General features: G+C 70.0%; 10 protein-coding genes. 3 read left to right on the forward strand and 7 right to left on the reverse strand.

Translation table 11 applies throughout. The annotated features are described in order from the left end of the window. Positions 1–171: 171 nt before the first annotated feature. The 5 genes from PGB26_RS02470 to PGB26_RS02490 form a co-directional block, all read right to left on the reverse strand. Positions 172–744 carry a DNA-3-methyladenine glycosylase I gene (locus tag PGB26_RS02470; RefSeq protein ID WP_271638718.1) on the reverse strand — a complete coding sequence of 191 codons (573 nt, stop codon included), beginning with the start codon at positions 742–744 and terminating at the stop codon, positions 172–174. A gap of 115 nt (positions 745–859) precedes the next feature. Then, complete coding sequence (locus tag PGB26_RS02475) at positions 860–2,926, reverse strand: acyl-CoA dehydrogenase family protein (RefSeq protein WP_271638719.1); 2,067 nt, start codon at positions 2,924–2,926, stop codon at positions 860–862. 151 nt (positions 2,927–3,077) lie between these two features. Beyond that, positions 3,078–3,896, reverse strand: a complete 819-nt coding sequence (locus PGB26_RS02480; RefSeq protein WP_271638720.1) for a MetQ/NlpA family ABC transporter substrate-binding protein — start codon at positions 3,894–3,896, stop codon at positions 3,078–3,080. Positions 3,897–3,954: 58 nt separating this feature from the next. Then, complete coding sequence (locus PGB26_RS02485) at positions 3,955–4,626, reverse strand: methionine ABC transporter permease (RefSeq protein WP_271638721.1); 672 nt, start codon at positions 4,624–4,626, stop codon at positions 3,955–3,957. Further along, positions 4,623–5,399: a methionine ABC transporter ATP-binding protein gene (locus tag PGB26_RS02490; RefSeq protein ID WP_271638722.1), complete on the reverse strand. Its 777-nt coding sequence runs from the start codon at positions 5,397–5,399 to the stop codon at positions 4,623–4,625. The genes PGB26_RS02485 and PGB26_RS02490 overlap by 4 nt, the downstream gene beginning before the upstream one ends. Before the next feature lie 87 nt (positions 5,400–5,486). Here PGB26_RS02490 and PGB26_RS02495 point away from each other — a divergent pair, with 87 nt between their 5' ends. Further along, a complete protein-coding gene (locus tag PGB26_RS02495) occupies positions 5,487–5,900 on the forward strand; it encodes an OsmC family protein (RefSeq protein WP_271638723.1) in 414 nt (137 codons plus the stop codon). A 424-nt stretch (positions 5,901–6,324) separates the two neighbouring features. Here the strand turns inward: PGB26_RS02495 and recQ are convergent, their stop codons facing one another. Then, entirely contained in the window at positions 6,325–8,346 is a 2,022-nt protein-coding gene (recQ, locus tag PGB26_RS02500; RefSeq protein ID WP_271638724.1) for a DNA helicase RecQ, read from the reverse strand. 579 nt (positions 8,347–8,925) lie between these two features. Here recQ and PGB26_RS02505 point away from each other — a divergent pair. Further along, positions 8,926–9,468: an ECF transporter S component gene (locus tag PGB26_RS02505; protein ID WP_271638725.1), complete on the forward strand. Its 543-nt coding sequence runs from the start codon at positions 8,926–8,928 to the stop codon at positions 9,466–9,468. Positions 9,469–9,545: 77 nt separating this feature from the next. Then, on the forward strand, positions 9,546–11,972 hold the full coding sequence (locus PGB26_RS02510) for an ATP-binding cassette domain-containing protein (protein ID WP_271638727.1): 2,427 nt from the start codon (positions 9,546–9,548) through the stop codon (positions 11,970–11,972). Positions 11,973–12,090: 118 nt separating this feature from the next. On the opposite strand, the gene PGB26_RS02515 is transcribed toward PGB26_RS02510, so the two are convergent. Next, positions 12,091–13,254 carry an acyl-CoA dehydrogenase family protein gene (locus PGB26_RS02515; RefSeq protein ID WP_271638728.1) on the reverse strand — a complete coding sequence of 388 codons (1,164 nt, stop codon included), beginning with the start codon at positions 13,252–13,254 and terminating at the stop codon, positions 12,091–12,093. Positions 13,255–13,359: the final 105 nt, after the last annotated feature.

Genomic DNA, 13,359 nt, shown 5'->3' on the forward strand with positions numbered 1-13,359 from the left:
GCGCGCGCGGGATGCTCCCCCTTGTCAGGAGTATATCGGCTGGCTCGGGCGCGGCCATGCCCCGTCGACGGCACTGGCCCCCACACCGGCACCGGGCACCCGCACGCGCACCCGCACTGGGACTGGCACTGGCTCCGCGCTCAGCGGGCACGGGTTCTGAGCCCAGCCCGGTCACGCCGCTCGCCAGCATCCTTCGACGTGGTCGTCGACCATGCCGGATGACTGCATCAGCGCGTACATGGTCGTCGGCCCGACGAAGCGGAAGCCCCGGGCGCGCAGCGCCTTGCTGAGCGCCATCGATTCGGCCGTGACCGCGGGCACGTCTGCGAACTCGCGAGGGCGGGGGCGGGATGCCTGCGGCGCGAACGACCACATCAGCGCATCCAGTTCACCGTCTGCCATGTCGCGCACCAGCGCGGCGTTCGAGATGGTGGCGTCGATCTTCGCCCGGTTGCGGATGATCCCGGCATCCGTCATCAGCCGTTCGACGTCGTCGGCGCCGAACGCGGCGACCGCAGCGGGGTCGAAGCCGGCGAACACCTCGCGGAAGCGCGGGCGCTTTCGCAGGATGGTGATCCAGCTGAGCCCGGCCTGGAACCCCTCGAGCGCCATCTTCTCGAACAGCGCCCGATCGCCGTGCAGCGGGCGACCCCACTCCTCGTCGTGATAGCGCCGGTACTCGGCGTCGTCGCCCACCCAGGCGCAGCGGGCGCGTCCGTCGGACGCAGTGAGGAGGGATGCCATGCCGCCACGTTACCGGCGGGGTCGGACGCCCAGCACCGGCACCCCGCACAGCACCGAAGCCCCCACGCAGTCGTGCGACTGCGCGGGGGCCTCGACAGCAGAAGGGGCGCCGAAGTCAGCGCTTCTTCTGCTTGAGGGCCTTCTCCGACACCGGCGCCTCGCCGGATGCCTCGAGAGCCGCGTAATACGCGCGCGCCTCGTCCTGACGCTGCTGCTCGACGCCGCTCGCGATGGGCGCGCGCACGTGCTCGGGCTCGTAGCCGAAGGCCTGCACCAGCTCGAGCGCGTGCGGACGAAGCCGCGCGCAGAGGCGGTCGATGTAGCTCGAGACGGCGCCGGCGCGCTGCATCGACAGGCGCCCGTTGATCAGGTGCCAGGCCAGGTGCTTCTCGATCAGGGACAGTCCGAACAGGTCGCGCAGCCAGGTGAGCACCTGCCGCGTGTCGGCGTCGTCGATCTTTCGGATGGCGTCGGTGAAGGCCTCCCACTGCAGCAGTTCGCCGTGCGCGCGGGCCGCTTCGATCAGCTCGGCCTGGTTCTCGTTGAACAGCTTCTCGCCGAGTACCTTGTCCTTGCCCGCGGCGCGGAGGCGGCCGGCGATGTCGGCGACCATCTGCTGCACGCGCTCGGTGAGCAGCTCGTGCTGCTGCTCTTCACGCAGGCCGAGCTCGACCGAGCGGGCGACCTGGCCGAGGTCGGCGACGGACTGGCCGAGGGCGCGGAGACCGGCGCCGTGGAACACCTTGCCGGCCGTCTGCCCGACGGCGTACTTCGCGAGCGTCCTGGCATCCGCACCCTTGAACTGGCGGGCGAAGTCCTGCAGCAGGCGCTTGCCGACCAGCTGCAGCAGGATGTTGTTGTCGCCCTCGAAAGTGACGTAGATGTCGAGGTCGGCGCGCAGGCCGACAAGACGATTCTCGAACATGAAGCCGGCGCCGCCACAGGCCTCGCGTGCCTCCTGCAGGGTGTCGAGCGCGTGCCAGGTCGACAGCGGCTTGAGTGCGGCGGCCAGGGTCTCGAGGTCTTCGCGGTCTTCGGGGGTGTCGGTGCGGCCCGAGAAGACGCCGTCGAACTTCTGCAGGAACTCGTCGTGCGCGAAGATGTGCGCGTACGTCGACGCGAGGCGCGGCAGCAGCCGGCGCTGGTGCTTGCCGTAGTCGAGCAGCACGGTCTCCTCGCCGTTCGCACCGTCGAACTGGCGGCGCTGCGTGGCGTAGGTGATCGCGATGTGCAGGCCGAGGGCGGATGCCCACGATGCCGCGCCGTCGAGCGAGACGCGGCCCTGCACGAGGGTGCCGAGCATGGTGAAGAAGCGGCGGCCGGGGCTCTCGATCTCGCTCGAGTAGGTGCCGTCGGCGGCGACGTCACCGTAGCGGTTGAGCAGGTTGGTGCGCGGGATGCGCACGTGGTCGAAGCTGAGGCGGCCGTTGTCGATGCCGTTCAGCCCGCCCTTGAGTCCGTCGTCCTCGCGGCCGATGCCGGGCAGGTCGTTGCCGTCTTCGCCGCGGAGTGGGACGTAGAAGCAGTGCACGCCGTGGTTGACGCCGTTGGTGATCAGCTGCGCGAACACCGTCGCAGCGATGCCGTGCAGGGCGGCGTTGCCGAGGTACTCCTTCGTCGCCGCGCGGAACGGCGTGTTGATCACGAACTCCTCGGTCTCGGGGTCGTACGTCGCGGTGGTGCCGACGGCGGCGACGTCGGACCCGTGGCCGATCTCGGTCATCGCGAAAGCGCCGGGGATCGACAGGTCCATCACGCCGGGCAGCCACTTCTCGTGGTGCTGCTCGGTGCCCAGCTGCAGGATGGCCGATCCGAACAGGCCCCACTGCACACCCGACTTGATCTGCAGGCTCGGATCGGCCGCGACGAGCTCTTCGAATCCGGCGATGTTGGCGCCGTTGTTCTCCTCGCCGCCGAAGCGCTTCGGGAAGGCGCGGTGCACGGCACGGTTCTCGACGAGCAGGTGCAGCTGCGAGAGCACGCGCTCGCGGTGCTCGTCTTTCGCGAGGCTGTCGTCGCGCCAGAAGGCCGGGTCCTTGATCATCTCGCGGGCCTCGCGACGGGTGTCGGCCCAGGTGCCGAGGAGAAGCTCGTTCACTCGTTCGACATCGATCGAGTGGGTGCGCTGCGCCGCGGAGGATGTGGCGGCAGCGGTGGTGGGACGGATGGCGGCGTCGACCATGGCGGTTCCTCTCAGAAAGGAGCAGGTATCCCTCAACCGTAGGAGTCCGACAACGGGAGGCGAAGCCGACTGTGCCCAATGCACAAGAGCATCCGGCGTCGGCCGCGCCTCCCGTTGTCACCTCGCGACAGTCAGCGACCGTCGCGCCAGGTCACCAGGCGGTCTTGATGGTGCCGTTGCCCTCGATGACCTCGCGCACCTCGTCGCTCGTGAACGCCTTCGCGAGGGCCTTGGTCGCCTCAGAGTCCACGTCGTTCTTCTGCACGACGAGGTTCAGTGCGAACCGGTCGTCGAGCTCGGTGATCAAGCCGTCTTCGTCGGGCGTGAGGCCGAGAGCCTTGATGTGCGACGGCCACTGGAAGACGAGGTCGGCCTCTTCGTACGCGGCGTTCAGCGACGAGATGGGCACCTGCACGAACTCGAGGTTCTTCGGGTTCTCGACGATGTCCTTCACGGTGGCCTCGTACGGGTCGACCTCGGGGTCGAGCGTGATGACGTCGTTCGCGGCGAGCAGCTTGAGCGCGCGCCCGGTGTTGGACGGGTCATCGGGAATGGCGACCTTGCCGCCGTCGGGGAGGTCGGCGATGTCGTCGAGCGTCTTGGAGTAGAACGCGATGACGAAGTTGTACACCGGCTGCACGCCGACGAGCTCTGCGTCGTTGCCCTCGTTGAACGTCTCCATGTAGGGGACGTGCTGCGAGAAGTTCGCGTACACGTCGCCGCTGTCGAGGATGGTGTTGGCCGTGATGTAGTCGGCGACCTCGACGAGCTGCACCTCATAGCCGTCGCCGATCGCCTCGCCGGCGGCCTTCACGACGTCGGTCATGGGCGCCTGCACAGCGGCCACCTTCAGCACGGTGGGCTCGCCGGCACCGGCATCCGGCTTCTCTTGCTCTGCGGGCGCGCAGGCGGTGACGGCAAGCGCGAGGCCGAGACCGGCTGCGGCGAGGGCGAGGCGTGACTTCTTCATGGGTGTCTTCCGTTTCGATGGGGTTTCCGGGTGCGGTGAGGCTTCCGGGTGCGAGGGGTCAGCGGTGGTCGAGGCGCACCGAGGTGCGGTGCCCGACGGCCTGAATGGCGAGCACGCAGACGATGATGATGACGATCGTGAGGTACATGAGGTTGTCGTTGTAGACCTGGTAGCCGTAGCGCATCGCGAAGTCGCCGATGCCGCCGCCGCCCACCACGCCGAGCACGGTCGAGTACGAGAGCAGGCTGATCGCGGCCGAGGTCAGGGCGTAGACGAGGCCCGAGCGGGCCTCGGGCAGCAGCATCCGGAACACCGCCTGCGGCACCGTCGCGCCCGACGCGACGGCGACCTTCGAGATGCCGGCGGGGATCTCGCGCAGGATCTGCTCGGTGAGGCGGGCGTAGATCGCCACGGCGACGAAGCAGAGCGGCAGGGTCGCAGCCTGGGTGCCGAAGCTCGTGCCGATGACCGCGCGCGTGAACGGGATGAGGAAGACGACGAGCAGCAGGAAGGGGAACGAGCGGACGATGTTGATGTACAGGTTCGAGATGGTGTTGACGGCACGGTGCTCGGCGATGCCGCCGCGCTCGGTCAGGTACACGACGGTGCCGAGCGGCAGGCCGATCAGCACGGCGGCGAGCAGCGAGACGAGCATCATGTACCCGGTCTCGGCCATCGACTCGGCGAGGTCGGCGCCGTATTCGGAGAGCAGGTCGATCAGCCAGGTCATGCCGTCAGCTCCCGCTTGACCTGCTCGTAGTAGCTCGGCAGCGAGCGGGGACCAGCGGCGGCGATCTCGAAGACCTCGCGCAGGCGCCCCTTCTCGAGCAGCGCGGCGCGGTCGCAGATCGCCTTCACCACGTCGAGGTCGTGGGTGATGACGATGACGGTGGTGCCGAGCTCGTCGCGGGCGTCGGCGAGCACGCGCAGCACGTCGGCGGTGGTCGACGCGTCGAGGGATGAGGTGGGCTCGTCGCAGAGCAGCAGTGGCGGCCTGGAGACCAGGGCCCGGGCGAGGCCGACTCGCTGCCGCTCGCCACCGGAGAGCTGGGCGGGGAAGTGTTCGTCGCGGTGCGAAAGGCCGACGAAAGAGAGGATCTCGTCGACAGCGGCCCGCTGTCGAGCCGCCGACAGGCGCTTCGCGCCGCGGCCCGGGAGACGGAGCGGAAGCCGCACGTTGTCGCGCACCGTGCTGTTGCTGAGCAGGTGGACGCCCTGGAAGACCACGCCGATGTCGCGTCGCAGAGCGCGCAGGGCGGCGGGGTCGAGTTCGGCGACGCGGTCTCCGCCGACGAGCACGTCACCCTCGGTCGGACGCGTGAGGCCGTTGATCAGCTCGAGCAGGGTCGACTTGCCGGCCCCGCTCTCGCCGATGATGCCGAAGATCTCACCGCGGCGGATGCTGAGGGTCACGTCGTCGAGCGCCGGACGCTCGTCGGCGCCGGGGCGGAACCGTTTGGTCACGCGGCGGAACTCCACGATCGCAGGCAGGTCGGTGGCCATCGTGTCTTTCGTGTGGTGTGGGTGAGCCTTGCCGCGGCAAGCGGCCGAGCGGCCTTTTCTGTACGTGATCCAAATTATAGTTGCGGTATGACCCTCAGGTACCGGACGGAAGCGATCAACGGCGACGGCGGCACGGGCACGGCTCGCGTGACGGATGGCATGGAGGTGTCGGTGGCCTCACCCCTGAGTCAGAATCGCGACCCGGATGCCTCGAACCCCGAGCAGCTTCTGGCGCTGGCGTGGTCGACGTGCCTGAACGCGACGGCTCAGGCGCTGGTGAAGCGCGAGCGTCGCACGGCGGTGCGCATCGAGGTCGAGCTGCACGATGCCTCCGAGGGTCCGGGGTACGAGTTCCACGTCGACACGTACCTGTCTGCGGAGGGGCTGACCCTGGAGGAGACGGCCGATCTGCTGGCCAGCGCGCATGCGCGCTGCCCGGTGTCGAAGCTGCTGCAGGGCGCGACGACGGTGCAGGTGCACGCGGAGGAGTACGCCGGCTGAGCGCGCGGTCTCACACTGCGAGGGATCGGAACTGATTCTGCGGGGTGGGTCGACTTCCGCTTGCGCGGCCGCGCGCTCCGACAAGTCGCGCAGGTTGAGGAGCACCGTCCGCGATGCGGGTCACATCACGCGACAGCGGGTCGAGAAGGTGGCGGCGGCGGGTCGATGCCCGCCCAGGCGGCGGCGAGTGCGGCGCGGGGTCGTAGCGGGATGGCGCGTTGCCTTCCGGGTGGATGCAGGACCCCGCGAATTGCATTCGCGAGAGGTCCTACTTTCTGCGTCGGGCAGCGCGGCGCGCCGGAACGCCGGTGGCGCCGGAGCGCCAGCAGCGCCAAGGGGCGGAGCGCCGGAGCGCCGGCAGCGCGAACGAGCGGAGCGCCGACAGCGCCAGGGGGCGGGGCGCCGGAGCGCGGGGGCGTCAACGTCAGTGCGCCGCGATCACCTCGAGCACGGCGGAGCCGTAGGCATCCCGCTTCTTCTCGCCGATGCCGCTGATGCCACCCAGGCCAGCCACCGTCGTCGGGCGATGCTCGGCGAGTGCGCGCAGCGTCGCGTCGCCGAACACGATGTACGCCGGCACGCCCTGCTCGCGAGCGGTGGCGGCGCGCCATGCGCGCAGCGCCTCGAAGAGGCCGAGGTCTCCGGCATCCAGGGCGGCGGATGCCGGCGCCTTGCGCGCTCGCGACGAACCACCCTCGCGCCCCATGATGTCTCTGCGCAGCGGCACGGCCGTCTCGCCGCGCAGCACCCCGGCCGCCGCCTCTCCCGGCGCGAGCGTGCCGTACTCGCCCTGCGCGACGAGGATGCCCCTCGCCAGCAGCTGCCGCACAACGCTGCGCCAATCCTGGTCGGACAGGTCTGCACCGATGCCGTACGTGGCGATCTGCTCGTGGCGCATCTTGCGGATGCGCTCGTTCGAGGCTCCCCGCAGGATGTCGATCAGGTGCCCGGCACCGAATGCCTGGTTGCGCTCGCGCTTCAGGCGCACGATCGTCGAGAGCAGCTTCTGGGCGGGGATCAGCCCGTCGAAGGTGTCGGGCTGATCGAGGCAGGTGTCGCAGTTGCCGCACGCGGCGCTGTCCTGCCCGAAGTAGCGCAGCAGGTTCTGCCTCCGGCAGGCGACGGTCTCGCACAGAGCGAGCATCGCGTCGAGGTGCTGCCCCATCCGCATCTTGAACGTGCGATCGCCGGGGCTCTGGTCGATCAGCCGGCGCTGCTGCACGACGTCTCCCAGTCCGTACGCCATCCAGGCGACCGACGGCTCGCCGTCACGTCCGGCACGACCGGTCTCCTGGTAGTAGCCCTCGACCGACTTCGGCAGGTCGATGTGCGCGACGAAGCGCACGTCGGGCTTGTCGATACCCATGCCGAAGGCGATCGTCGCGACCATCACCACGCCGTCCTCGCGCAGGAAGCGGGCCTGGTTCGCCGCACGCACCTCGGCGGGAAGGCCGGCGTGATACGGCAGCGCCTCGAAGCCCTTGGCTGCCAGATGCTCGGCGGTCTGCTCGACCGACTTGCGACTGAGGGCGTAGACGATTCCTGCGGCTCCCTCGGGCTGAGACCTGATGAACTCGACGAGCTGCCGGCGCACCTCGACCTTGGGCACGATGCGGTACTGGATGTTCGGGCGGTCGAAGCTCGCCACGAAGTGCTCGGCGCGTCCCAGGCCCAGGCGCTCGGTGAGCTCCTGGTGCGTTGCGCGCGTCGCCGTTGCGGTGAGCGCCATGCGCGGCACTCCCGGGAACCGCTCGGCGAGGTCGCCGAGGGCGAGGTAGTCGGGTCGGAAGTCGTGACCCCACTGCGACACGCAGTGCGCCTCGTCGATGGCGATCACGCTGAGCGTGCCGCGCTGCAGCAGCTGCGTGGTCTGCGGCGACGACAGCCGTTCAGGGGCGACGTAGATCAGATCGAGCTCGCCGGCGACATACGCGCGCTCGACCTCGCGACGCTCATCGGGCGCCTGCGTCGAATTCAGATAGGCGGCACGCACACCATTGGCGCGCAGCGCGTCGACCTGATCGTGCATGAGGGCGATGAGCGGGCTGATCACGAGTCCAGTACCCTCGCGCACGAGTGCGGGCACCTGATAGGTGATCGACTTGCCGCCGCCGGTGGGCATGAGCACGACGGCGTCTCCCCCGCCGATGACGTGTTCGACGATCGCCGCCTGATCGCCGCGGAATGCGTCGTACCCGAAGACCGCGCGCAGCGCCTCGATCGGCGTCGGGAACCTCGACGGCGTGATGCCGGATGCCTGGGCGCGGCCGACCGTCGCAGCCGGCGTCATCGGCCCGGAGCCCCAGTCGAGCGGCGGCTCCCAGCCGTCTTCCGGCGGCACCCAGTCGAGGTCTTCGGGCGGGAGGCCGTCGTAGGGATCGTCGGGGTACGGCACGTCCTCGTACGGCCCCTCGACAGGCTCGGGAACCCGGTTCGGTGGACGCATCCCTCCAGCGTAACCACCGGTGCCGACATCGTCGCCGGCTGTCCACAGCCGCCCGCCCCGGGAGTTACGGCTGCACCTGCGGCCTGGACCCCCGGGCCTGCACCTGCGGCCTGGACCGCCGGGCCTGTGCCTCCGGGCATGCACGGGGCATGGGGTGGGCCTGCCCCTGGGCGTGGACCTCTGGCCGTTACGCTTCGGGGGCCGACACGCCAGATGTCGGACGTTTTGGCGGGAAACGTCCGACATCTGGCGTGTCGGCCCCCGGACTGTACCGTCCGGCACGAGGCGGACTGCGCCCGAGCACGGGCGGGGCGCTGCACCGCGCCACGGGCCGGGTGCCGGACCGGGCCACGGGCCGGGTGCCGGACCGGGCCACGGGCCGGGTACCAGGCCGGGCCACGGGCCGGGTGCCGGATTGCGCCACGGACCGGCCACGAGCAGGATGCCGGGCTGCATGTCGACCCCAGTGCCGTGCTGCATGTCGAGCCCAGACCCGGCCCCGCACGTCGACCTTGGAGCCCGCCTGTTTGTCCGGCCCGTAGCCCGGCCGCCGTGGGCGGCGCCCGATAGCCTGGGAGGGTGGCATTCCGACCGGCGCTGAGCACGCGCACTCTCCTCGTCTGCGCTGCGATCGGCGTGGCCACGGGCATCCTCGGTGGTGTGGCCGGACTCGTCACCCTCGGCGTCATCGCTCTCGCGCCCTACGTGTACGGACTCGTGCTCGGTGTGCATGTGCTGCCGGGCATCATCGCGCAGGAGGTGCTGCGCAAGCCCATGGTCGCGCTGATCACGCACGTGATCGCGGCACTCATCTCGAGCGCCTTCACCCCGATGTGGGCGATGCGCTACATCGGCACGGCGCTGCTCTTCGGCGCGATCCAGGAGGGCGTGGCCGCCCTCACCCGCTACCGCGCCTGGGGTCGCTGGCGCTTCTTCGTGTCGGCGGCGATCATCGGCGTGCTGGTGGCGATCGTAGTCGGATTCATCGTCGATCTCGCGCAGTTCGCACCGTGGGTGCAGCTGAGCTATCTGATCGTCTCGGTGCTCGGACCGGTGGTGTGGACGGCGATCGGCATCGCCATCGGCAATGCGCTGCGCCGAGCCGGCATCGCCCCGCGCTGAACGACGCCGCGCACCGCGCCATGACGGTCGGGTCGGGCTAAATTAGGGTGAACCGCCCGCTTACAGAGGACCCGACCGTGCGCCCTTCCGCGCCCCTGCTCCGCGTGCGCGACCTGAGCGTCACGCACGAGGGCGCCGCGCACCCCGCGCTGCGGGACGTCTCGTTCGACGTGCATCCGGGCGAGGTGGTGCTGCTGCTCGGCCCGAGCGGATCGGGGAAGTCGACTCTCACCCTCACGCTGAACGGCCTGATCCCGCAGTCGGTCGAGAACGCGGCCATGACCGGATCCGTGCAGGTCTCGGGTCTCGACACCCGCACCACGGCCGTGGCGCAGCTGAGCACCGAGGTCTCGATGGTCTTCCAGGACCCGGACTCGCAGCTGGTGACCGGAACGGTGCTCGACGAGGTCGCGTTCGCGCTCGAGAACCTGCGGATGCCGCCATCGGAGGTACTCGCGCGCGCCGAGCAGGCGCTGCGTCGCATGGGACTCTGGGGGCGTCGCCGCTGGAACCCCGACCTGCTCTCCGGCGGGGGCCGCCAGCGCCTCGCGATCGCGTGCGCCCTGGCCCTGCGTTCGCGCGTCATCGTGCTCGACGAGCCGACCGCCAACCTCGACCCGCAGGGTGTGCACGACGTCTACTCCGCCCTGGGCGAGCTGATTCAGGATGCCGAGGAGCGCGCGATCGTGCTCGTCGAGCACGACGTCGATGCGGCCGTCGACCTCGCGACCCGCGTGATCGTGCTGGACCACGACGGACGGGTGCAGCTCGACGGCCCCGCGAGACAGACGCTGCGGCAGCACGCCCATGCTCTGCGCGAGCTGGGCGTGCTCGCTTCCGGCGACCGGCTACCCGCCACCGTCGACCGGATGCCCGGCACCGGCGCTGAGGGCCGTGCACGTCAGATGATCCTCTCGCCGCTCGACACCGACGCCGCCCCCTACCCGGCGATCTCCGACCCGGCGATCACCGCCCGCGGCCTCGTCGTCGACAAGCGCGGCGCACGCCTGCTCGACGTGCCGCACCTCGACATCGCGCGCGGCTCGTTCACCGTGATCATGGGAGCCAACGGCGCAGGCAAGACGACGCTGCTGCAGACACTCGGCGGCGTGGTGCCGCCGACGCACGGCACGGTGATCGTCGACGGCCTCGATGCCGGTCGCGCCTCCCCCCGCGCGCTGGCCGCGCACGTCGGCTTCGTCTTCCAGAACCCCGAGCACCAGTTCATCGCGGCGACCGTGCGCGACGAGCTGGCGCACGGTCTGCGGCTGCAGCGGATCGGCGCCGCAGAGATCGACGAGCGCGTCGACGATATGCTGGCCCGCTTCGGCCTCACGGCCAAGGCCCACATGCATCCGTTCCTGCTCTCCGGCGGCGAGAAGCGGCGGCTGTCGGTCGGCACCGCCCTGATCGCCCGTCCGTCGGTGATCGCGCTCGACGAGCCGACCTTCGGGCAGGACCGCGCGCGCGCGGCCGAGCTGCTCGGCCTGCTGCAGGAGCTGCAGCGGTCGGGCACGACCGTCGTCATCGTCTCGCACGATCGACGGCTGATCGCCGAATACGCGACCGACGCCGTGCTGATCGGAGACGGCGAGGTGATCGCCGTGGGCCCGGCGGCAGAACTGCTCGCGCAGACGGAACCGGATGCCCTGGCATCCGGCCCCGCAGTCGGCCCGGCGGCCCCGGTGACCGAGCCCACACCGATCGACCCCTACGCCGACGCTCCCGCCCCTGCGCGGTTCTGGCTGCACGGCATCAACCCGCTCGCCAAGTTCGGCGCCGTCATCCCCGCGATGGCGCTGCTGGCGTTCACCCGCGACCTGCTCACCCCGGCGATCCTGCTCGCTGCCGCGTACGCGGTGATCCTCACCGGCGCACGCCTCACGCGGCGCACCGCCGCGGTGCTGCTGCTCGGCGTGCCGCTCGCCATCGCCGTGCTGAGCGTCGGCTTCGGCGTGTGGGTCGACGCGGAGCAGGTCGCCGGCACCGGCGCCGTCATGCGGATCGGCGACTGGACGCTGCACGCGGGCGCTCTGCTCAGCGGCCTGGCCACCGCGCTGCGCCTGGCGGGAATCCTCACCCTCGCCCTCATCGGCGGGCTCACCACTCGCGGGCCCGACCTCGTGCGGGCGAGCGTGCAGCAGCTGCGGGTGCCGTATCGGATCGGCTACACCGCCCTCGCCGCCTACCGGTTCGTGCCGCGATTCGCGTACGAGCTGTCGATCATCCGCGCCGCGCATCGCGTGCGCGGTCAGGGCGGCGGTCGCGGCCCCGTGGCGCGCATCGCGCGAGGGTGGGGGTACATCGTGCCGCTGCTGGCGTCGGGGATCCGTCATGCCGAGCGGGTGGCGCTGTCGATGGATGCCCGCGCCTTCGGCGCTTATGCGACCCGCACCGAACGGCACGTCGTGCCGTGGCGCACCCGCGACACGGTGTTCATGGTGGCGGTGCTGCTGGCATCCGCCGTCGTGTTCGCCCTGACCTTCCCCTGGCAGCCGACCTGACCGCCGAGGGCCTCCCCGCTCAGACAACCCCGCTCAGAGATGGAAAGTGCGGGTTCCCGACGACGGGAACCCGCACTTTCCATCTCTGAGCCGCGGCGTCGGCGCGCTCAGTCCGCGCTCAGCGCTTGCCGGCGATCTGACGGCCGACGATCTCGCGCATGATCTCGTTGGTGCCGCCGTAGATGCGGTGCACGCGGGCGTCGGTGAAGGCCCGGGCGATCGGGTACTCCATGATGTAGCCGTAGCCGCCGTGCAGCTGCACTCCCGTGTCGAGCACCTCCCACTCGCGCTCGGTGACCCAGAACTTCAGCTGCGCGGCCTCTTCGGCGGTGAGCTGCGAGGCCGCGTAGGCCTTGAGACCGCGGTCGACGTAGGCCCAGACCGCGTCGGCGGTGGTCGCCATGTCGGCGATGCGGAAGCGGGTGTTCTGGAAGTCGATGACCCGCTCGCCGAACGCGTCGCGGCTCTTCGTGTAGTCGACGGTCCACTTCACGGCGGCCTGGATGACCGCGGCGGCAGACACGGCGATCGAGAGACGCTCGAGCGGCAGGTTCATCATCAGCTGGATGAAGCCCTGCCCCTCCTTGCCGCTGATGAGGTTCTCGTCGGGCACGAAGACGTCGGTGAAGCTGAGCTCGGCGGTGTCCCAGCCGTGGAAGCCCATCTTGCTGAGCTTCTTGCCCTGGTCGAAGCCCTCCATGCCCTTCTCGACGATCAGCAGGCTGAACGCGTCGGGCCGGTTGCCCTCGCCGGTCTTGACGAAGGTGACCACGATGTCGGCGGTGGTGCCCGACGAGATGAACGTCTTGGCGCCGTTGAGGATGTACCCGCCGTCGACCTTCTTCGCGTTCGTCTTGATGCCGCGCAGGTCGCTGCCCGCGCCCGGATCGGTCATGGCGAGCGCGCCGAGGATCTCGCCGGTGGCCATGCGCGGCAGCCACTTCTCCTTCTGCTCCTGCGTGCCCATGTGCACGAGGTACGGCACGGCGAGGTCGTCCTGGATGCCGAGGGCGCCCGCCAGCGAGCCGGCGCCGGCGCCGATGACCTCTTCGTTCACTATGGCGCGGAAGCGGTAGTCCTGCAGCATGCCGGCGCCGCCGAACTCCTCCGGCACCGAGAGTCCGATGATGCCGGCCTCACCGGCCGCGCGCATAGTCTCACGGTCGACCTCGCCCGCGGCATCCCACCGCTCGATCGACTCGTTCGTGACGTGCCGCTTGACGAAATCCTTGACCAGGTCGCGGAAGGCCTCGTGGTCCTCTTCGTAGATGTCGCGCTCCATGGCGTCCTCCTCGAAATCGTGTGCGTCCTCGCACGGCGAGTCTAGGTCGCAATGACGTCGCCGGACAGTCGCTTGTGGGAACAAGTCTCACACACGATGACACTG

Source organism: Microbacterium sp. nov. GSS16 (assembly GCF_028198145.1).
Classification (GTDB): Bacteria; Actinomycetota; Actinomycetes; order Actinomycetales; family Microbacteriaceae; genus Microbacterium.